This is a genomic window from Spirillospora sp. NPDC000708, from assembly GCF_040299565.1.
Lineage (GTDB): Bacteria > Actinomycetota > Actinomycetes > Streptosporangiales > Streptosporangiaceae > Spirillospora.
This window is the reverse complement of record NZ_JBEPCJ010000028.1, coordinates 23744-44454: the sequence shown is the minus strand read 5'-3', so window position 1 is coordinate 44454 and position 20711 is coordinate 23744. Positions and strand designations below refer to the sequence as shown.

17 protein-coding genes are annotated in these 20711 nt (G+C 69.1%); all 17 read right to left on the bottom strand.

Going from position 1 to position 20711, the window contains the following annotated elements; all coding sequences use genetic code 11:
- Positions 1-4: 4 nt before the first annotated feature.
- Positions 5-883: a 30S ribosomal protein S3 gene (gene rpsC / locus ABT299_RS21025; RefSeq protein WP_190862631.1), complete on the bottom strand. Its 879-nt coding sequence runs from the start codon at positions 881-883 to the stop codon at positions 5-7.
- Positions 883-1260, bottom strand: coding sequence for a 50S ribosomal protein L22 (rplV, locus tag ABT299_RS21020; protein WP_151543208.1), 378 nt, complete (start codon positions 1258-1260; stop codon positions 883-885). Before rplV ends, rpsC begins: the two co-directional genes overlap by 1 nt.
- Positions 1261-1288: 28 nt before the next feature.
- A complete protein-coding gene (gene rpsS, locus ABT299_RS21015; RefSeq protein WP_067454662.1) occupies positions 1289-1570 on the bottom strand; it encodes a 30S ribosomal protein S19 in 282 nt (93 codons plus the stop codon).
- A gap of 12 nt (positions 1571-1582) precedes the next feature.
- Positions 1583-2416, bottom strand: a complete 834-nt coding sequence (gene rplB / locus ABT299_RS21010) for a 50S ribosomal protein L2 (RefSeq protein ID WP_151543207.1) — start codon at positions 2414-2416, stop codon at positions 1583-1585.
- Positions 2417-2462: 46 nt separating this feature from the next.
- Positions 2463-2762, bottom strand: a complete 300-nt coding sequence (rplW, locus tag ABT299_RS21005; RefSeq protein WP_151543206.1) for a 50S ribosomal protein L23 — start codon at positions 2760-2762, stop codon at positions 2463-2465.
- A gap of 13 nt (positions 2763-2775) precedes the next feature.
- Positions 2776-3378, bottom strand: coding sequence for a 50S ribosomal protein L4 (gene rplD, locus ABT299_RS21000; RefSeq protein ID WP_190862628.1), 603 nt, complete (start codon positions 3376-3378; stop codon positions 2776-2778).
- Positions 3375-4025 (bottom strand): 50S ribosomal protein L3, encoded by a 651-nt coding sequence (gene rplC / locus ABT299_RS20995; protein ID WP_151543204.1) that lies wholly within the window; start codon positions 4023-4025, stop codon positions 3375-3377. Before rplC ends, rplD begins: the two co-directional genes overlap by 4 nt.
- A gap of 14 nt (positions 4026-4039) precedes the next feature.
- Positions 4040-4348 carry a 30S ribosomal protein S10 gene (gene rpsJ / locus ABT299_RS20990; RefSeq protein ID WP_018657599.1) on the bottom strand — a complete coding sequence of 103 codons (309 nt, stop codon included), beginning with the start codon at positions 4346-4348 and terminating at the stop codon, positions 4040-4042.
- 111 nt (positions 4349-4459) lie between these two features.
- Complete coding sequence (tuf, locus tag ABT299_RS20985; RefSeq protein WP_190862626.1) at positions 4460-5653, bottom strand: elongation factor Tu; 1194 nt, start codon at positions 5651-5653, stop codon at positions 4460-4462.
- 85 nt (positions 5654-5738) lie between these two features.
- Positions 5739-7850 carry an elongation factor G gene (gene fusA / locus ABT299_RS20980; protein ID WP_190862624.1) on the bottom strand — a complete coding sequence of 704 codons (2112 nt, stop codon included), beginning with the start codon at positions 7848-7850 and terminating at the stop codon, positions 5739-5741.
- 48 nt (positions 7851-7898) lie between these two features.
- Positions 7899-8369 (bottom strand): 30S ribosomal protein S7, encoded by a 471-nt coding sequence (rpsG, locus tag ABT299_RS20975; protein ID WP_021597494.1) that lies wholly within the window; start codon positions 8367-8369, stop codon positions 7899-7901.
- Positions 8369-8743, bottom strand: coding sequence for a 30S ribosomal protein S12 (gene rpsL, locus ABT299_RS20970; protein WP_030176166.1), 375 nt, complete (start codon positions 8741-8743; stop codon positions 8369-8371). The genes rpsG and rpsL overlap by 1 nt, the downstream gene beginning before the upstream one ends.
- Positions 8744-9252: 509 nt before the next feature.
- Positions 9253-10920, bottom strand: a complete 1668-nt coding sequence (locus tag ABT299_RS20965) for a hypothetical protein (protein WP_500251735.1) — start codon at positions 10918-10920, stop codon at positions 9253-9255.
- Between the two features lie 244 nt (positions 10921-11164).
- Complete coding sequence (locus ABT299_RS20960) at positions 11165-12145, bottom strand: aldo/keto reductase (protein ID WP_190862620.1); 981 nt, start codon at positions 12143-12145, stop codon at positions 11165-11167.
- A gap of 213 nt (positions 12146-12358) precedes the next feature.
- Positions 12359-12607, bottom strand: a complete 249-nt coding sequence (locus ABT299_RS20955) for a hypothetical protein (RefSeq protein ID WP_206700166.1) — start codon at positions 12605-12607, stop codon at positions 12359-12361.
- 217 nt (positions 12608-12824) lie between these two features.
- Positions 12825-16697: a DNA-directed RNA polymerase subunit beta' gene (locus ABT299_RS20950; RefSeq protein WP_151543197.1), complete on the bottom strand. Its 3873-nt coding sequence runs from the start codon at positions 16695-16697 to the stop codon at positions 12825-12827.
- 20 nt (positions 16698-16717) lie between these two features.
- A complete protein-coding gene (gene rpoB / locus ABT299_RS20945; RefSeq protein WP_190862616.1) occupies positions 16718-20185 on the bottom strand; it encodes a DNA-directed RNA polymerase subunit beta in 3468 nt (1155 codons plus the stop codon).
- Positions 20186-20711: the final 526 nt, after the last annotated feature.

Here is a 20711-nt window from a genome sequence, read left to right as displayed (position 1 = left end):
TTACTCAGCTCCCCTCACCCTGCGGAGCAGCGTCGGCCGTCTGCGCCGGCTGCTCGGAACTCTGCTGCTGCTTCGGCGCCTCGTTGCCGCCGCGGGCCTCGCCGCCGCGGGCACCGCCGCGCTCGCCACCGCGACCGCCGCGTCCACCGCGACCGCCGCCGCGGCGCTCGCCGCCGCCGCCACCGCGACGCTCGCGGCCACCGCCGCCACCGCCGGCGGCGCGCTGCTGCGCGGCCTTCTGCTCACGCTCGGCGCGCGTCGCCGCGGCCTCGCCCTTGTAGATCCACACCTTCACGCCGATGCGGCCGAACGTCGTCCGGGCCTCGTAGAACCCGTAGTCGATGTCGGCGCGCAGCGTGTGCAGCGGGACCTGGCCCTCGCGGTAGAACTCCGACCGCGACATCTCGGCGCCGCCGAGACGGCCGCCGCACTGCACCTTGATGCCCTTGGCGCCGGACTTCATCGCCGACTGGATCGCCTTGCGCATGGCGCGGCGGAACGCGACCCGGCTGGACAGCTGCTCGGCCACGCCCTGCGCGACGAGCTGCGCGTCGATCTCGGGGTTCTTCACCTCGAGGATGTTCAGCCGGACCTGCTTGCCGGTCAGCTTCTCCAGGTCGCCCCGGAGGCGCTCGGCCTCCGCGCCGCGGCGGCCGATGACGATGCCCGGCCGGGCGGTGTGGATGTTGACCTCGACACGGTCACGGGTCCGCTCGATCTCCACCTTGGAGATGCCCGCCCGGTCCATGCCCTTCTGCAGCATGCGCCGGATCTGGACGTCTTCCTTGACGTAGTCCTTGTAGAGCTTCGTGGCGAACCACACGGACTTGTGGTCGGTGGTGACGCCCAGGCGGAACCCGTGCGGGTTGATCTTCTGACCCACTACCGGGCCCTCCTCGTCTTCTTACCGCCGGCCGAAGCGACCTCGTCCTTCGGGGCGACGACCACGGTGATGTGGCTCGTGCGCTTGTTGATGCGGTAAGCCCGACCCTGGGCGCGGGGACGGAAACGCTTCAGCGTCGGCCCCTCGTCGACCCACGCGCCGCTCACGACGAGCGTGCCCGTGTCGAGCTTGAAGTTGTGCTCGGCGTTGGCAATGGCACTGGCCAGCACCTTGCCCACCGGCTCACTGGCGGCCTGGGGGGCGAACCGCAGCACCGCCTGCGCCTCCGCGGCAGGCAGGCCGCGGATGAGGTCCACCACGCGGCGGGCCTTCATGGGCGTGACGCGGATGAACCGCGCCTGGGCCCTGGCTTCCATCGCTGTTCCCTCTCTCCTACGTGCCCGCTCAGCCGCGACGGCTGCGGCGGTCTTCCTTGACGTGGCTGCGGAACGTCCTCGTCGGCGCGAACTCGCCGAGCTTGTGCCCCACCATGGCGTCGGTGATGAACACCGGCACGTGCTTGCGGCCGTCGTGCACGGCGATCGTGTGACCGATCATGTCCGGCACGATCATGGAGCGCCGGGACCACGTCTTGATGACGTTCTTGGTGCCCTTCTCGTTCTGGACGTCCACCTTCTTGATCAGGTGGTCGTCCACGAAGGGACCCTTCTTAAGGCTACGTGGCATGACGAGCGACTCCTACCGCTTCTTCTTGCTGCGACGACGGACGATCAGCCGGTCGCTCGACTTGTTCGCCTGGCGAGTGCGGCCTTCCTTCTTACCGTTCGGGTTCACCGGGTGCCGACCGCCGGAGGTCTTGCCCTCACCACCACCGTGCGGGTGGTCGATCGGGTTCATGGCCACACCGCGGACGGTCGGGCGCTTGCCCTTCCACCGCATCCGGCCGGCCTTGCCCCAGTTGATGTTCGACTGCTCGGCGTTGCCGACCTCGCCGACCGTCGCGCGGCAGCGCACGTCCACCATCCGCATCTCGCCCGAGGGCATGCGCAGCGTGGCGTACTTGCCCTCCTTGGCCAGCAGCTGGACGCCGGCGCCCGCGGAGCGGGCGATCTTGGCGCCGCCGCCGGGCCGCAGCTCGATGGCGTGGATGACGGTACCCGTCGGGATGTTGCGCAGCGGCAGGCAGTTGCCCGGCTTGATGTCCGCGCCCGGCCCGTTCTCGACGCGGTCGCCCTGGCGCAGGTTCCGCGGCGCGAGGATGTAGCGCTTCTCGCCGTCGGCGTAGTGCAGCAGCGCGATGCGGGCGGTGCGGTTCGGGTCGTACTCGATGTGCGCGACCTTCGCCGGGACGCCGTCCTTGTCGTGCCGGCGGAAGTCGATCACGCGGTAGGCGCGCTTGTGGCCGCCGCCCTGGTGCCGGGTCGTGATGCGGCCGTGGTTGTTGCGGCCGCCCTTCTTGGGGAGAGGACGCAGCAGCGACTTCTCCGGCTCGCTGCGCGTGACCTCGACGAAGTCGGCCACGCTGGAGCCGCGACGACCCGGAGTCGTCGGCTTGTAGTTACGGATGCCCATCTTTTTCGTTCATCCCTATTTCAGTCTTCGGGACGACCCCGGCTGTTTAGGCCGGGCCGCCGAAGATGTCGATCCGCTCGCCCTCGGCGAGGCTGACGATGGCGCGCTTGGTGTCCTTGCGCTTGCCGTAGCCGAACCGGGTGCGCTTGCGCTTGCCGGGCCGGTTGAGCGTGTTCACGTTCGTCACCTTGACGCCGAACACCGACTCGACGGCCTGCTTGATCTGCGTCTTGTTGGCGTCGGTCCGGACGACGAACGTGTACTTGTTCTCGTCCAGCAGCCCGTAGCTCTTCTCCGAGACGACCGGCGCGATGATGACGTCGCGGGGGTCGGCGATCTTGTTCACTGTGCGACCCTCCTTACTTCTTCGCCGCGCGCGAGATGAACTCGTCGTACGCCTTCTGCGTGAAGACGACGTCGTCGTTCACCAGCACGTCGTAGGTGTTGAGCTGGTCGGAGACGAGAACGTGCACGCTCGGCTCGTTGCGCAGGCTCTTCCAGGTCAGCTCGTCCTCGCGGTCCAGGACCAGCAGGACGCGCTTGGCCTCGGTGACCGAGCGCAGCGCCGTCAGCGCCGTCTTCGTCTTCGGGGTGTCGCCCTCGATGATGTGGTCGACCACGTGCACCCGGCCGTAGCGGGCGCGGTCCGACAGGGCGCCGCGCAGCGCGGCGGCCTTCATCTTCTTGGGCGTCCGCTGCGAGTAGTCCCGCGGCTGCGGGCCGTGCACCGTGCCGCCGCCGGCGAACTGGGGAGCGCGGGTCGAACCCTGGCGGGCGCGGCCGGTGCCCTTCTGCCGGTACGGCTTCTTGCCGCCGCCGGACACCTCGCCGCGGGTCTTCGTGGCGTGCGTCCCCTGCCGCGCCGCGGCCAGCTGCGCCACCACGACCTGGTGGATCAGCGGCACGCTGGTCTTCGCGTCGAAGACCTCGGCGGGCAGGTCGATGTCGAGCTTGGAGGTCACTTGCCCGTCCCCTTCACTGCGTCGCGGACCAGCACCACGCCGCCGTTGGGACCGGGAACCGCGCCCTTGATGAGCAGCAGGTTCTTCTCCGCGTCGACGGCGTGGACGGTCAGGTTCTGCACGGTGGTACGGGCGTTGCCGTGCCGTCCCGCCATGCGGAGGCCCTTGAAGACGCGACCCGGGGTCGCGCAGCCGCCGATCGAGCCCGGCGAGCGGTGCTTGCGCTGGGTGCCGTGCGAGGCGCCGAGGCCCTTGAAGCCGTGGCGCTTCATGACACCGGCGGTGCCCTTGCCCTTGCTCGTGCCGGTGACGTCGATCTTCTGGCCGGCCTCGAAGACGCCAGCGGTGATCTCCTGGCCGAGTTCGAACTCGGTGGTGTCGTCCGAACGCAGCTCGACGAGGTAGCGGCGCGGCGTGACGCCGGCCTTCTCGAAGTGGCCCGTGCGCGGCTTGTTCACCTTGCGCGGGTCGATCTGCCCGTACCCGATCTGGACGGCGGTGTAGCCGTCCTTCTCCTGGGTGCGGAGCTGCGTGACGACACACGGCCCGGCCTGGACGACGGTCACCGGAACGATCCGGCCCTCATCGTCGAAGACCTGGGTCATGCCGAGCTTCTCGCCCAGGACGCCCTTCCTCTGCGTGCTCATTTCTGGTGCGTCCCTCAGAGCTTGATCTCGATGTCAACGCCGGCCGGAAGGTCGAGCCGCATCAGCGAGTCGACCGTCTTGGGCGTCGGGTCGATGATGTCGATCAACCGCTTGTGCGTGCGCATCTCGAAGTGCTCGCGGCTGTCCTTGTACTTGTGCGGCGAGCGGATGACGCAGTACACGTTCTTCTCGGTCGGCAGCGGCACCGGGCCCGCGACCTTGGCGCCCGTCCGCGTCACCGTCTCAACGATCTTCTTCGCGGAGGTGTCGATGACCTCGTGGTCGTAGGCCTTGAGCCGGATGCGGATCTTCTGTCCCGCCATGGTGGCCTCGGTGTCCTTTGCTGTAGTGCCGCTGTTTACTTCCTGGTCGTGACGCGACGGCCCAGTCGCCCGGTCCTGCCGGCGGCTGGGCCGCCGCGTCCACGAGGGGTGTTACTTGATGACCTTGGTGACGCGACCGGCGCCCACGGTCCGGCCACCCTCACGGATGGCGAACTTCAGGCCCTCCTCCATGGCGACGGGCTGGATCAGCTCGACGCGCATCTCGGTGTTGTCGCCCGGCATGACCATCTCGGTGCCCTCGGGGAGGTTCACCACGCCGGTGACGTCCGTGGTCCGGAAGTAGAACTGCGGACGGTAGTTGTTGAAGAACGGCGTGTGGCGGCCGCCCTCGTCCTTGGACAGGATGTAGACCTGCGCCTCGAACTCGGTGTGCGGGGTGTTCGTGCCCGGCTTGATGACGCACTGGCCGCGCTCGACGTCCTCGCGCTTGATGCCGCGCAGGAGCAGGCCGACGTTGTCGCCCGCCTGGCCCTGGTCGAGCAGCTTGCGGAACATCTCGACACCGGTGACGGTCGTCTTGGACGACGCGTCCTTGATGCCGATGATCTCGACTTCCTCGTTGACGTTCACGACGCCGCGCTCGATGCGGCCGGTGACGACCGTGCCGCGACCGGTGATCGAGAAGACGTCCTCGATCGGCATCAGGAACGGCTTCTCGGTGTCGCGCACCGGCTCCGGCACGTTCTCGTCGACGGCGTTCATCAGCTCGACGATGGACTCGGACCACTTCTCGTCGCCCTGCAGCGCCTGGAAGGCGGACACGCGCACGACCGGGACGTCGTCGCCCGGGAACTCGTACTCGGACAGCAGCTCGCGGACCTCGAGCTCGACGAGCTCCAGGATCTCCTCGTCGTCCACCATGTCGCACTTGTTCAGCGCGACGACGATGTAGGGGACGCCGACCTGGCGGGCCAGGAGCACGTGCTCCTTGGTCTGCGGCATCGGGCCGTCGGTCGCGGCGACCACCAGGATGGCGCCGTCCATCTGCGCCGCACCGGTGATCATGTTCTTGATGTAGTCCGCGTGACCGGGGCAGTCCACGTGCGCGTAGTGCCGGGACTCGGTCTGGTACTCCACGTGCGCGATGGAGATCGTGATACCGCGCTCGCGCTCCTCCGGCGCCTTGTCGATGTCCTCGAACGGCGTGAAGGGGTTGAGGTCCGGGTACTTGTCGTGGAGCACCTTGGTGATCGCCGCGGTAAGCGTGGTCTTACCGTGGTCGATGTGACCGATGGTGCCGATGTTCACGTGCGGCTTCGTCCGCTCGAACTTGGCCTTCGCCACTGGTTGCTCCTTGTTGCGATCCTCGGCCGTCTGGAACGACCGCTTCGATGTACGTCTGGTGTGATCTGTGGGCAGGCCCGGGTGCTTACTCGCCCCGCGCCTTCGCGATGATCTCCTGCGCGACGTTCCCCGGAACCTCGGCGTAGGAGTCGAACTGCATGGTGAAGACGGCCCGGCCCTGGGTCTTGCTGCGCAGATCACCCACGTAGCCGAACATCTCGGACAGCGGCACGAGCGCCTTGATGACGCGCATCCCGCTGCGCTCGTCCATGGACTGGACCTGGCCGCGGCGGCTGTTGAGGTCGCCGATCACGTCGCCCATGTTGTCCTCGGGCGTGGTGACCTCGACGGCCATCATCGGCTCCAGCAGCGTCGGGGACGCCTTGCGGGCGGCCTCCTTGAACGCCATGGAACCGGCGACCTTGAACGCCATCTCCGACGAGTCGACCTCGTGGTAGGCGCCGTCCCGCAGGGTGACCTTGACGCCCACCATCGGGTAGCCGGCGAGGACACCGAACTCCGCGGCCTCCTGGCAGCCCGCGTCGACCGACGGGATGTACTCCCGCGGGATGCGGCCACCGGTGACCTTGTTCTCGAACTCGTAACCGTCGGACCCGCCGCCGAGCGGCTCCAGGTCGATGATCACGCGGCCGAACTGGCCGGAGCCGCCCGTCTGCTTCTTGTGGGTGTACTCGACCTTCTCGACCTTCTTGCTGATGGTCTCGCGGTAGGCCACCTGCGGCTTGCCGACGTTGGCGTCGACCTTGAACTCGCGCTTCATCCGGTCGACGAGGATCTCCAGGTGGAGCTCGCCCATGCCGGAGATGACGGTCTGGCCGGTGTCCTCGTCCGAGCGGACCTGGAAGGACGGGTCCTCCTCGGCCAGCCGCTGGATCGCGGTGCCCAGCTTCTGCTGGTCGGCCTTGGTCTTCGGCTCGATCGCCACGTGGATGACCGGCGCCGGGAAGTTCATCGACTCGAGGACGATCGGGTCCTTCTCGTCGCACAGCGTCTCACCGGTGGTGGTCTGCTTGAGGCCCATCACCGCGACGATGTCGCCGGCGCCCGCGCGCTCGATCTCGGTGCGCTTGTTGGCGTGCATCCGGTAGATCTTGCCGATGCGCTCCTTGCGCTCCTTGACGGAGTTCATCACGCTCGCGCCGGACTCCAGCACGCCGGAGTACACGCGGACGAAGGTGAGCTTGCCCAGGTGCGGGTCGCTGGCGATCTTGAAGGCGAGCGCGGAGAACGGCTCGTCCTCGCTCGGCTTGCGGGTGAGGACCTTCTCCTCGTCGCGGACCGCGTGGCCCTCGATGGCCTCGACGTCCAGCGGCGAGGGCAGGTAGCGGACGATCGCGTCCAGCAGCGGCTGCACGCCCTTGTTCTTGAAGGCGGTGCCGCAGGTCACCGGGGTCACGGCGGCGGAGATCGTGGCGCGGCGGATGCCGGCGTGCAGCTGCTCCACGGTGGGCTCGTTGCCCTCCAGGTACAGCTCCATGATCTCGTCGTCGTTCTCGGCGAGCGTCTCGACCAGCTTGTCGTGCCACTCGCGGGCCGACTCGGCGTGCGTCTCGGGGATGTCGACCGTGTCGTACATCTCGCCGAGCTTGGCCTCCTCGTTCCACAGGAGGGCCTTCATGTTCACCAGGTCAATGACGCCCTTGAAGTCCGCCTCGGCGCCGATCGGCAGCTGCAGCACGAGCGGGACCGCGTTGAGACGGTTCTCGATCATGTCGACGCAGCGGTGGAACTCCGCGCCGACGCGGTCGAGCTTGTTGACGAAGCACATGCGGGGCACGCCGTAACGGTCGGCCTGGCGCCACACCGTCTCGGACTGCGGCTCGACGCCGGCGACACCGTCGAACACCGCGACCGCGCCGTCGAGCACCCGCAGGTTGCGCTCCACCTCGATGGTGAAGTCGACGTGCCCGGGGGTGTCGATGATGTTGATCGTGTGCTTGACGTCGTCGACGGGCCATTCGCAGGTGGTGGCGGCGGAGGTGATGGTGATCCCCCGCTCCTGCTCCTGCTCCATCCAGTCCATGGTGGCGGCGCCGTCGTGGACCTCGCCGATCTTGTAGCTGATGCCCGTGTAGTACAGGATCCGCTCGGTCGTCGTGGTCTTGCCAGCGTCGATATGGGCCATGATCCCGATGTTGCGGACCTTGGCCAGGTCTACACCGGTTTTGGTAGCCACAGTGTCCTCGCGTCCTCGCGTCGTCTCGTCGTTCTCAACCCGCCGGGGTTACCAGCGGTAGTGGGCGAAGGCCTTGTTGGACTCCGCCATCTTGTGGGTGTCCTCGCGCTTCTTGACAGACGCGCCGAGTCCGTTGCTCGCGTCGAGCAGCTCGTTCATCAGCCGCTCGGTCATGGTCTTCTCGCGACGCTGCCGGGCGTACACCACCAGCCAGCGCAGGGCGAGGGTGGTGCTGCGGGCCGGCCGCACCTCGACGGGGACCTGGTAGGTCGCGCCACCGACACGGCGGCTGCGGACCTCCAGGGTCGGCTTGACGTTGTCGAGCGCGCGCTTCAGCGTGACGACCGGGTCGTTGCCGGTCTTCTCGCGGGCGCCCTCGAGGGCGTCGTACACGATGCTCTGCGCGATGGAACGCTTGCCGTCCAGGAGAATCTTGTTGATGAGCGCGGTGACCAGCGGCGAGTTGTACACCGGGTCAGCGATCAGCTGGCGCTTGCCAGCGGGGCCCTTGCGCGGCATCAGCTCTTCTCCTTCTTCGCGCCGTACTTGCTGCGCGCCTGCTTGCGATTGCGGACGCCCTGAGTGTCGAGCGACCCGCGGATGATCTTGTACCGAACACCCGGGAGGTCCTTCACACGGCCGCCGCGCACGAGCACGATCGAGTGCTCCTGCAGGTTGTGACCGACGCCGGGGATGTAGGCCGTGACCTCAATCCCGCTGGTCAGCCGGACACGGGCGACCTTGCGAAGCGCGGAGTTCGGCTTCTTGGGCGTCGTCGTGTAGACGCGCGTGCAGACACCCCGGCGCTGGGGGCTCTCCTTCAGCGCGGGCGTCTTGTTCTTGGTCACCTTGTCCTGGCGGCCCTTGCGGACCAGCTGCTGGATCGTGGGCACCGCGTCTCCGTCTTCCCTCGTACCGAGCCGGTAAGTCCTGTTGCTGCAATCACCACCTCAGGCGAGGCTGTGACCTGCCGGTTTCCCGACCTCTCCGACCCACGCGGTCGGGCGTGTCGCCGGTTCACGGAGCATTGCCCGCGAACAACCGACACAGACCGCCCGGCCCATCTCAGGGCCGAATCAAGCCGGGGAGTAGTTGCGGCGCTGGGCCGGTCCTGTCGAACCTCGCCGGCGCGCACGCATAGCGGCCCGCATACAGCGGGCACAAGTGAAGAGGTTACCGACCCCTTCGCCAAAGTGCAAAGCGAAGAGCGCACTACCGCGTGAGCCCCGTCCGGCGCAAGCCCGGAGGGCCCTCGAAAGCCGACTCACCCGCACAGATCAACGGAAGAAGGCCGACGGGTGTTCCCGCCCGGTGGCGGGAAGACCCGTCGGCATTGTGACCCACACCCCGGCTCTTGGGGAAGACGTGGACGATCTTTTACGCCCTCCCCCGCCGCGGCCTGCTAGAGGACGAACGCGACGATCAGGACGATGAGGATCACCGCGACGACCGCGCCGCCGATGATGTACAGGAGCGTGTTGCTCTTGCCGCTCTTGCCCTCGTCGGTCCCGTACGTGGTCGGCTGGCCGTACTGACCCGGCTGCCCGAACTGTCCCTGCTGACCGTGCTGACCGTGCTGAGCGGGCTGAGCGGGCTGGCCCGGCTGGCCGAACGCGGGCTGGCCGCCGTACTGCTGCTGGTCGCCGTACTGCTGCTGCTCGCCGGGCTGGCCGAACTGCTGCCCGCCCTGCTGCTGGCCGAAGCCCTGCTGCCCGTAGTCCTGCTGCTGGCCGTAGTCCTGCTGCTGGCCGTAGTCCTGCTGCTGCCCGAACTGCTGGCCGTACTGCTGCTGGTCCTGCTGGGCGCCGAACTGCTGCGCACCGTACTGCTGCTGCTCGCCGGGCTGGCCGAACTGCTGCCCGCCCTGCTGCTGGCCGTAGTCCTGCTGCTGGCCGTAGTCCTGGCCGAACTGCTGCGCGCCGGGCTGCGGCGGCTGCTGCTGCTGGGACTGCGGCTGCCACGACTGCTGCCCGATGTCCAGGCGGGTGTGCTCGGCCATCCCGCCGGACGGCTCCGCGGCGTGCCGGCCCTGCGGCTGCGCGGACGGGTCGAACGCCTCGGTCGGCCGGGCGTCCTCGACGCCGCGGGCGCCGAACGCGGGCGGCTCCTCCGGCTGCGGGGACCCGCCGAAGCCCGAGTCGGGCGGCGGGACCATCATCGTCCGCTCGTGGTCGGCCTGGCCCTGGCCCGGCCCGCCCTGCTGCTGCCCCGGCTGGGACGCCTCGGGCGACCACGGCTCCGGCGTCGACGGCGGCACCGGCGCCTGCCACGGCTCGGCGGGCGGCTCCTGCCGGCGCTCCGGGCCGGTCGCGACGGGCACGTCCGTGCCGGGCGACCAGTGCAGCGTCGCCTGGTCGTCCACCGGGGGGCGCTGCGGCCGTTCGGGCTCCTGCCCGCCCGCGCCGGGGCCGGGCACGATCAGGGTGCGCTCGTTGCCCGCGTCCTGCGGCTGCCCCGGGGCCGGCGGCGCCTGCTCGGCGGGCGCGCCGCCCTCGGGCGAGCGCGGCTCCGGAGGCGGCGCGTAGCCGCCCTGGGCGCCGAACGGCGGGTGGCCGTACTGCTGCTGCTCCTGCGGAGCGCCGTGCATCGGCTGCTGCGGGTACGCCTGCTGCTGGGGCTGGCCGTACTGCTGCTCGGGCTGCTGCCCGTACTGCTGGCCCGGCTGGCCGCCGTACTGCTGCTGCTCCGGCGGCGGGAAGCCGCCCGGGCCGGGAGGCGCGCCGTAGGGCGCCTGGCCTCCGGGCTGCTGCCCGTAGGGCTGCTGCTCGTGCTGGGGGGCGCCGTACTGCTGCTGGGGCGGCGGCGGGGGCTGCTCGCCGTACTGCCGCAGCGGCTGCTCGACCATCGTCGGGGGCGGCGGCGGAGGCGTCTGCCGCTCCTGCTCGCCGGGCTCCTGCGGCGCCGGGGGCCGCTGCCCGCCGGCCGCGCCGCCCAGCTGCGGGGCGCCGAACACCACGGTCCGGTCGCCGAGCGGGCGCGCGGGGGGCTCGCCCCGCTCCTCGGGGGCCTGACGGCCCTCGTCCTCCGGCAACGGCCGCTGCGGTCCCTGCGTGCCGTCATTCTCGGTCATCGTCGGGCTCCTTCAGCGCCGTCGTCCCGGGGCTCCTCAGTCCCGGTCGCCCGGGGATCCGCTGGGCGGTTCCCGGACCTGTCACTCGTCTCGCCCCGTGGCGGTCTGGCCGCCCGTGGGCGTTCTGGCCCCCAGCCTGCCCCGATCGCCGGTGGTATCGCAAATCATCGCCCAAGATAGACGTCCGGCGCCCCCGATCCGTTCCGACCGGGGGCGCCACCTGCGGGAACGTCCGGGCGGTGGTTCAGTCGTGCCCGCGCACCGGGTGCGGCCGGTACGGCGCCTCCAACCGCTCCACGTCCTTGTCGTCCAGCACGAGCCCGGCGGCCGCGACGGCGTCGTCGATATGCGCGACCTTCGTGGCACCGACGATCGGGGCCGTCACACCGGGCCGTCCGAGCAGCCAGGCGAGCGCGACCTGCGCCATGGGGACGCCCTTCTCCCCCGCGACCTCGCGGACGACGTCGACCACGTCGAAGTCGGCCTCCTCGTACATCATCTCGCCGTAGGCGTCGTTGCCCGCCCGGACGGTGTTGGTGCGCCCGCCGCGGTCGCGGTTGCCCGCCAGCCGGCCTCGGGCGAGGGGGCTCCACGGCAGCAGCCCGACGCCCTGGTCCGCGCAGAGCGGGTTCATCTCCCGCTCCTCCTCGCGATACAGCAGGTTGTAGTGGTTCTGCATGGTGACGAACTTCGTCCAGCCGTGCTTGTCCGCCACGTGCTGCGCCTTGGCGAACTGCCACGCGAACATGCTGGACGCGCCTATGTACCGTGCCTTGCCCGCGCGCACCACGTCGTGGAGGGCCTCCATCGTCTCCTCGATGGGCGTTCCATAGTCCCAGCGGTGGATCTGGTAGAGGTCCACGTAGTCGGTGCCCAGGCGCCGCAGGGAGTCGTCGATGCCCGCCATGATGTGCTTGCGGGACAGCCCCTTGTCGTTGGGCCCGTCGCCCACGGGGAGGCAGACCTTGGTGGCGAGGACGTAGTCCTCCCGGCGCGGGAACAGTCTCGCCAGCAGATGGCCGGTGATGATCTCGCTCACACCGCGCGAGTACATGTCGGCGGTGTCGAAGAATGTCACACCGGCCTCGACGGCCCTGCGCACGATCGGCTCCGCGGCCTCCTCGTCCAGCGCCCAGGGCCGTTGCGCGGGGTCGCCGAAGCTCATCATGCCGAGGCAGATCCGCGAGACCCTCGTCCCGGTCGTCCCGAGCCGCACCTGTTCCATGTGTCTCTCCTCTCGGTTCACCGCCCTCCACGATGCAGAGCGGCCCCGCCGATGGCCAACCCATTTCCGGGCCGATGGCCATGGTGAGTCACGCCCCCGGCGAAGAACGCGCGGGAGCGCGACACCCCGCCCCGCTGACATGGAAGGGCCCGCTCCCCTTGGAGCGGGCCCTTTCCGTGTGCGTCGGTCAGTCGAACCGATCAGCCGAACCGGTCAGGCGAAGGCGTGGCACTCCACCTCGGCTCGCGCGTGGGTCATTCCCAGCTTGACGTACTTCTCCGCGCAAGCACGCTGCTTGGCGTTGAGGTCGATCTTGCCGCACTCCTTGACGCTGGAGTAGGTGCGGCAGTCCTGCTGCTGCGTCCCCTGTCCGCTGCCGGACGGCTGGGCGGCGCTCGCGGTGCCGATCCCGCCGAGCACGACGGCGGTGGCGAGCAGCGTTGCGGTCATGACCCTCTTCATGCGATTTCCTCCCCCGACGCGACTTTAGCCAGCAACTGGGTCGTCCCCGGGCACAGCACCGCAAAACACGCCCAAAGGTCAAGAAAACCGACGAAACCGCAGGTAGATCGCGTGGACGCGCCCGGCGAGAGCGCGGACGACGCCGCGAACGCGGAAGGCCCCTCCCGCCGCAGCGGAAGGGGCCCTCGCCACCGGGGACGCGTCCCCGGTTCAGGTGTTACCGGTTGTACTGGCCGAAGTCGTACTCCTCCAGCGGCACGGCCTCGCCGGAGCCCTGCCCGAAGGCGTACTCGGCGCCGTCGTCGTAGGAGCCGACGGAGTACACCGCCGCCTTCGCCTCCTCGGTCGGCTCGACCCGGACGTTGCGGTACTGCGGCATGCCGGTACCGGCCGGGATGAGCTTACCGATGATGACGTTCTCCTTGAGGCCGAGCAGCGGGTCGCTCTTGGCGTGCATCGCGGCCTCGGTGAGCACCCGGGTCGTCTCCTGGAAGGACGCCGCCGACAGCCACGACTCGGTCGCGAGCGAGGCCTTGGTGATGCCCATCAGGACGGGGCGGCCGGCGGCGGGCGTCCCGCCCTCGGCCACGACGTTCCGGTTCGTCTCCTCGAAGATCGGACGCTCCACCAGGTCGCCCGGGAGCAGCTCGGTGTCGCCCGACTCGAGGATGTTCACCCGCTTCAGCATCTGGCGGACGATGATCTCGATGTGCTTGTCGTGGATCGACACGCCCTGCGACCGGTAGACCTCCTGGACCTCCTGCACCAGGTGCAGCTGCACCGCGCGGGGGCCGAGGATGCGCAGCACCTCGTGCGGGTTGATGGCACCCGCGATGAGCTGCTGGCCGACGTCGACGTGCTCGCCCTCCTTGACCAGCAGCCGGGACCGCATGGGCACCTGGTAGCCGATCTCGTCGGAGCCGTCGTCCGGGACGACGACGACCTTGCGGGTCTTCTCCGTCTCGTCGATCTTGATCCGGCCGGCGACCTCGCTGATCGGGGCCACACCCTTCGGGATGCGGGCCTCGAACAGCTCCTGGACGCGCGGCAGACCGTGCGTGATGTCGCCGCCGGCGACACCGCCGGTGTGGAACGTCCGCATGGTCAGCTGCGTGCCGGGCTCGCCGATGGACTGCGCGGCGATGATGCCGACGGCCTCGCCGACGTCCACCCGCTTGCCGGTCGCCAGCGAGCGGCCGTAGCAGGCGGCGCAGACACCGATCTTCGCCTCGCAGACCAGCGCGCTGCGGGTCCGCACGGACTCGACGCCCGCCTCGACCAGCCGGGTCACCACCGCGTCGGACAGGTCGGTGTCGGCCGGGAAGATGACCGTCCCGTCGACCTCGACGTCCTCGGCGATCGTGCGGCCGATCAGCGCGGTCTCCGAGGTGGCCAGCTTGACCAGCGTGCCGTCCGGCAGCTTCTCGGCGACCTCGAACGGGATCGTCCGGTCGGTGCCGCAGTCGATCTCGCGGACGATGACGTCCTGCGCGACGTCCACCAGGCGCCGGGTCAGGTAACCCGAGTCGGCGGTCCGCAGCGCGGTGTCCGCGAGGCCCTTCCGGGCGCCGTGCGTCGAGATGAAGTACTCGACGACCGACAGCCCCTCGCGGAAGGACGACTTGATCGGCCGCGGGATGGTCTCGCCCTTCGGGTTGGAGACCAGGCCGCGCATGCCGGCGATCTGGCGCAGCTGGAGCGGGTTGCCTCGGGCGCCCGACTGGATCATCATCCAGATCGGGTTGGCCTTCGGGAACGCCTTCTCCATGTCCACCGCGACGTCCGCGGTGGCCTTGTTCCAGATCTCGATGAGTTCCTGCTTGCGCTCGTCATCGGTGATCAGGCCGCGGTTGAACTCGCGCTGCACCTTCTCCGCGCGCGCCTCGTAGCCGCTCAGGATGTCCTGCTTGTTGGGCGGCGTGACGACGTCGTCGATGGAGATGGTCACACCGGACCGGGTGGCCCAGTGGAACCCGGTGCTCTTCAGCGCGTCCAGCGCGTTGGCCACCGCGACCTTCGGGTACGTCTCGGCCAGCTCGTTGACGATCGCCGAGAGCTGCTTCTTGCCGATCTCGTCGTCGACGAACGGGAAGTCGTCCGGCAGCGCCTCGTTGAACAGGGCGCGGCCGAGCGTCGTCTCCAGCCGGTACGGCTGGCCGGGCTCGTAGCCCTCGGGCGCCTGCCAGCCGCGCGGCGGCGGGACGTCCTTGAGCCGGATCTGGATCTTGGCCTGCAGGTCCAGCTCGCGCCGGTCGTAGGCCATGATCGCCTCGGCGATCGAGCCGAACGCGCGGCCCTCGCCGTCGGCGCCGTCCTTCTGCGTCGTCAGCCAGTACAGGCCGATGACCATGTCCTGGGTGGGCATGGTGACGGGCTTGCCGTCCGACGGCTTCAGGATGTTGTTGGTCGACAGCATCAGGATCCGCGCCTCGGCCTGCGCCTCGGCGGACAGCGGCAGGTGCACCGCCATCTGGTCGCCGTCGAAGTCCGCGTTGAACGCGGTGCAGACGAGCGGGTGGATCTGGATGGCCTTGCCCTCGACCAGCTGCGGCTCGAACGCCTGGATGCCCAGGCGGTGCAGGGTCGGCGCCCGGTTCAGCAGCACCGGGTGCTCGGTGATGACCTCTTCCAGCACGTCCCACACGACCGGGCGCGCGCGCTCGACCATCCGCTTGGCGGACTTGATGTTCTGCGCGTGGTTGAGGTCGACCAGCCGCTTCATGACGAACGGCTTGAACAGCTCCAGCGCCATCTGCTTGGGCAGGCCGCACTGGTGCAGCTTCAGCTGCGGGCCGACGACGATGACCGAACGGCCGGAGTAGTCGACGCGCTTGCCCAGCAGGTTCTGCCGGAACCGGCCCTGCTTGCCCTTGAGCATGTCGGACAGCGACTTCAGCGGACGGTTGCCGGGCCCGGTGACCGGGCGGCCGCGGCGGCCGTTGTCGAACAGCGCGTCGACGGCCTCCTGCAGCATCCGCTTCTCGTTGTTGACGATGATCTCGGGCGCGCCCAGGTCGAGCAGGCGCTTGAGCCGGTTGTTCCGGTTGATGACCCGGCGGTACAGGTCGTTCAGGTCGGAGGTCGCGAAGCGGCCGCCGTCCAGCTGCACCATCGGACGCAGGTCCGGCGGGATCACCGGGATGCAGTCCAGCACCATGCCGAGCGGGCTGTTGCGGGTGTTGAGGAACGCCGAGACGACCTTCAGCCGCTTGAGGGCGCGGGCCTTCTTCTGGCCCTTGCCGGTGCGGATGATGTCGCGCAGCTTCTCGGCCTCGGCGTCGAGGTCGAAGTTCTGCAGCCGGGCCTGGATGGCCGCGGCGCCCATGCCGCCCTCGAAGTACTTGCCGAACCGGTCGCGCATCTCGCGGTAGAGCAGCTCGTCGCCCTCCAGGTCCTGGACCTTGAGGTTCTTGAACCGGCTCCACACCTCGTCGAGGCGGTCGAGCTCGCGCTGCGCGCGGTCGCGCAGCTGCTTCATCTCCCGCTCGGCGCCGTCGCGCACCTTGCGCTTCTGGTCGGCCTTCGCGCCGGCCTCCTCGAGCTCCGCCAGGTCGCCCTCCAGCTTCTGCTGGCGGGCCTCGACCTGCGCGTCGCGGGCCTGCTCGATCTGCTGGCGCTCCACGGAGATGTGGGCCTCCAGCGTCGGCAGGTCGCGGTCGCGGCGCTCGGCGTCCACGCTGGTGATCATGTAGGCCGCGAAGTAGATGATCTTCTCGAGATCCTTCGGGGCCAGGTCCAGCAGGTAGCCGAGGCGCGACGGGACGCCCTTGAAGTACCAGATGTGCGTGACCGGCGCGGCCAGCTCGATGTGGCCCATCCGCTCACGGCGCACCTTGGCGCGGGTCACCTCGACGCCGCAGCGCTCGCAGATGATGCCCTTGAACCGGACGCGCTTGTACTTGCCGCAGTAGCACTCCCAGTCCCGGGTCGGACCGAAGATCTTCTCGCAGAAGAGCCCGTCCTTCTCCGGCTTGAGGGTCCGGTAGTTGATCGTCTCCGGCTTCTTCACCTCGCCGTGGGACCACTGGCGGATGTCGTCGGCGGTCGCCAGGCCGATGCGAAGCTCGTCGAAGAAGTTGACGTCAAGCAACTGTTTTCCCCTTGAGTTGATCAGACCTCTTCGACACTGCTCGGCTCGCGCCGGGACAGGTCGATGCCGAGCTCCTCCGCTGCGCGGAAGACGTCCTCATCGGTGTCGCGCATCTCGATGGACATGCCGTCGCTCGACAGGACCTCGACGTTGAGGCAGAGCGACTGCATCTCCTTGATGAGCACCTTGAAGGACTCGGGAATGCCGGGCTCGGGGATGTTCTCGCCCTTGACGATGGCCTCGTACACCTTGACGCGGCCGAGCACGTCGTCGGACTTGATGGTCAGCAGCTCCTGGAGGGCGTAGGCGGCGCCGTAAGCCTCCAGCGCCCACACCTCCATCTCACCGAAGCGCTGGCCGCCGAACTGGGCCTTACCGCCGAGCGGCTGCTGGGTGATCATGGAGTAGGGGCCGGTCGAGCGGGCGTGGATCTTGTCGTCGACCAGGTGGAGCAGCTTGAGGATGTAGATGTAGCCGACCGAGATCGGGTCGCTGTACGGCTCGCCGGTGCGGCCGTCGAACAGCCGCGCCTTGCCGCCCGGGCCCACCATCCGGTTGCCGTCGCGGTTGGGCAGGGTGCTCTCGATCAGGCCGGTGACGTCGTTCTCACGCGCACCGTCGAAGACCGGGGTGGCCGTGTTGGTCCACGGCGGAGCCTCGTCCGCGCCGATCTCCTTGAGCGCCCGCTTCCAGTCGGCGTCGTCGCCCTCGACCTTCCAGCCGCGGGAGGCGACCCATCCGAGGTGGGTCTCCAGGACCTGGCCGACGTTCATCCGGCCGGGCACGCCCAGCGGGTTGAGCACGATGTCGACCGGCGTCCCGTCCTCCAGGAACGGCATGTCCTCGACCGGGAGGATCTTGGAGATGACGCCCTTGTTGCCGTGCCGGCCGGCCAGCTTGTCGCCGTCGGTGATCTTGCGCTTCTGGGCCACGTACACCCGGACCAGCTCGTTCACGCCGGGCGGGAGCTCGTCGCCCTCGTCGCGGGAGAACACCCGGACGCCGATGACCTTGCCCTCTTCACCGTGCGGCACCTTCAGGGAGGTGTCGCGGACCTCGCGGGCCTTCTCGCCGAAGATCGCGCGCAGCAGCCGCTCCTCGGGGGTCAGCTCCGTCTCGCCCTTGGGCGTGACCTTGCCGACCAGGATGTCGCCGGGGACGACGTCCGCGCCGATGCGGATGATGCCGCGCTCGTCGAGGTCGGCCAGGACCTCCTCGGAGACGTTCGGGATGTCCCGGGTGATCTCCTCGGGGCCGAGCTTGGTGTCGCGGGCGTCGACCTCGTGCTCCTCGATGTGGATCGAGGAGAGGACGTCGTCCTGCACCAGCCGCTGGCTGAGGATGATGGCGTCCTCGTAGTTGTGGCCCTCCCACGGCATGAACGCCACGAGCAGGTTCTTGCCGAGCGCCATCTCGCCGTTGTCGGTGCACGGGCCGTCGGCGATGACCTGCCCGAACTCGACCCGCTGGCCCTCGTCCACGATCGGCTTCTGGTTGAAGCAGGTGCCCTGGTTGGAGCGCTTGAACTTGGACACGCGGTAGGTCGTCCGGGTGCCGTCGTCGTTCATGACGGTCACGTAGTCGGCCGAGACCTCCTCGACGACGCCGGCCTTCTCGGCCGTGATCACGTCGCCGGCGTCGGTCGCCGCGCGGTACTCCATGCCGGTGCCGACCAGCGGCGCCTCGCTGCGCAGCAGCGGGACGGACTGGCGCTGCATGTTGGAGCCCATCAGCGCGCGGTTGGCGTCGTCGTGCTCCAGGAACGGGATCATCGCGGTCGCGACCGAGGTCATCTGCCGGGCCGAGACGTCCATGTACTGGACCTCGCGGGCCGGGACCAGCTCGACCTCGCCGCCCTTGCGGCGGACCAGGATGCGGTCGTCCTGGAAGGTGCCGTCCTCGTTGAGCAGGGAGTTGGCCTGCGCGATGACGAAGCGGTCCTCCTCGTCGGCCGTCAGGTAGTCGATCTGCTCGGTGACCCGGCCGTCCTCGACCTTGCGGTACGGGGTCTCGACGAACCCGAACGGGTTGACCCGGCCGAACGCGGCGAGCGAGCCGATCAGGCCGATGTTCGGGCCTTCCGGCGTCTCGATCGGGCACATGCGGCCGTAGTGCGACGGGTGGACGTCGCGGACCTCCATGCCCGCGCGCTCACGGGACAGACCGCCGGGGCCGAGCGCGTTCAGGCGGCGCTTGTGCGTCAGCCCGGCCAGCGGGTTGGTCTGGTCCATGAACTGGGACAGCTGGCTGGTGCCGAAGAACTCCTTGATGGAGGCGACGACCGGCCGGATGTTGATCAGCGTCTGCGGCGTGATCGCCTCGACGTCCTGGGTGGTCATCCGCTCGCGGACGACGCGCTCCATGCGGGCCAGGCCCAGCCGGACCTGGTTCTGGATGAGCTCGCCGACCGTGCGCAGGCGCCGGTTGCCGAAGTGGTCGATGTCGTCGACCTCGATCGGCACGGAGACGGCCCCGAGGGTGGCCTCCTCCTCGCCGGCGTGCAGCCGGACCAGGTACTCGATCGTGGCGACGATGTCGTCCTCGGTCAGGGTGCCCTGGCGCATGTCCAGGTCGAGGCCGAGCTTCTTGTTGATCTTGTAGCGGCCGACCTTGGCGACGTCGTACCGCTTCGGGTTGAAGTACAGGTTCTCCAGCAGGGTCTGCGCCGACTCGCGGGTCGGCGGCTCGCCCGGCCGCAGCTTGCGGTAGATGTCGAGGAGGGCGTCGTCCTGGCCGGAGGTGTGGTCCTTCTCCAGGGTGACGTTGATCGACTCGTAGGCGCCGAAGTGCTCGCGGATGCGGGCCTCGTCCCAGCCGAGGGCCTTGAGCAGCACGGTGACCGGCTGCTTGCGCTTGCGGTCGATGCGCACGCCCACGTTGTCGCGCTTGTCGATCTCGAACTCGAGCCAGGCGCCGCGGCTCGGGATGACCCGGCAGCCGTAGATGTCCTTGTCGGACGCCTTGTCGAGGGCGCGGTCGAAGTACACGCCGGGCGAGCGGGTCAGCTGCGAGACGACCACGCGCTCGGTGCCGTTGATGATGAAGGTGCCCTTCGGGGTCATGAGCGGGAAGTCGCCCATGAACACCGTCTGGCTCTTGATCTCTCCGGTGGTGTTGTTGATGAACTCCGCCGTGACGAACAGCGGGGCGGAGTAGGTCATGTCCTTGTCCTTGCACTCCTCGACGGAGTACTTGGGCGGCTCGAACCGGTGGTCGCGGAACGAGAGGGACATGGTCCCGGAGAAGTCCTCGATCGGACTGATCTCTTCGAAGATCTCCTCCAGCCCCGACTGGGTCGGGACGCTCTTACTTCCGGCCTTCTGGGCCGCCTCGACCCGGGCCTTCCACCTCTCGTTGCCCAGCAGCCAGTCAACGGAGTTGGTCTGCAGAGCAAGGAGGTCCGGGACTTCGAGCGGCTCCTTGATGCGCGCGAAGGAGACGCGGTTCGGACCGGTTGCGGTATTCGAGGCGTTGCGCGAGGCTGCCAAGAGTGGTGGTCCTTCCGAGGGCTCGCGGCGTAACTGACGACACGCACGCCAGACGACCCACGTTCAAGACCCGTGCGTTAGGGTCCAAAACGGACCCGCTCGGGAGTGCTCTCACACGTGGATAGTCAGAGGGCAGCGCAAAGGGGCAGTGTAGCCGACCGGTACACCGCTCGCAACTCTAGCGCCGCAGTATGCATCACGTTGCCATGGAGCATCGCCCCTCAGGGCCTTGCAGTCAAGAGCGGACTTGGACTTTTCGGGCTCTGACCTGCAGTGAGGAAGGCCATAGTTTAGGGGTCCCCGCGCCTCGCCGCGAAGCACCCGCGCCACGGCTCCCAGCGCGCCCTTCCGTCCCGTGCGCCGCACCCTCCGCGAACGCCTCGGACGGCCCCTCGCGGCGGTCGCTCGGCGAAGGACCGCTCGGCGGAGGGCGCTACGTCGGCCGGCCCTCGCCGGAGGGCCGCTCGCGGAGGGCGGGGGCCCGCTCGAAGCGCGGACGGGGCGGCGGGGCGCGCGGGGGGGGCGC

Coding starts and splice junctions, on each gene's coding strand:
- rplV (WP_151543208.1), bottom strand. CDS start 1,260: ATGGAAGCCAGGGCCCAGGCGCGGTTCATCCGCGTCACGCCCATGAAG.
- rpsS (WP_067454662.1), bottom strand. CDS start 1,570: ATGCCACGTAGCCTTAAGAAGGGTCCCTTCGTGGACGACCACCTGATC.
- rplB (WP_151543207.1), bottom strand. CDS start 2,416: ATGGGCATCCGTAACTACAAGCCGACGACTCCGGGTCGTCGCGGCTCC.
- rplC (WP_151543204.1), bottom strand. CDS start 4,025: ATGAGCACGCAGAGGAAGGGCGTCCTGGGCGAGAAGCTCGGCATGACC.
- rpsJ (WP_018657599.1), bottom strand. CDS start 4,348: ATGGCGGGACAGAAGATCCGCATCCGGCTCAAGGCCTACGACCACGAG.
- rpsG (WP_021597494.1), bottom strand. CDS start 8,369: ATGCCGCGCAAGGGCCCCGCTGGCAAGCGCCAGCTGATCGCTGACCCG.
- ABT299_RS20965 (WP_500251735.1), bottom strand. CDS start 10,920: ATGACCGAGAATGACGGCACGCAGGGACCGCAGCGGCCGTTGCCGGAG.
- ABT299_RS20960 (WP_190862620.1), bottom strand. CDS start 12,145: ATGGAACAGGTGCGGCTCGGGACGACCGGGACGAGGGTCTCGCGGATC.
- ABT299_RS20955 (WP_206700166.1), bottom strand. CDS start 12,607: ATGAAGAGGGTCATGACCGCAACGCTGCTCGCCACCGCCGTCGTGCTC.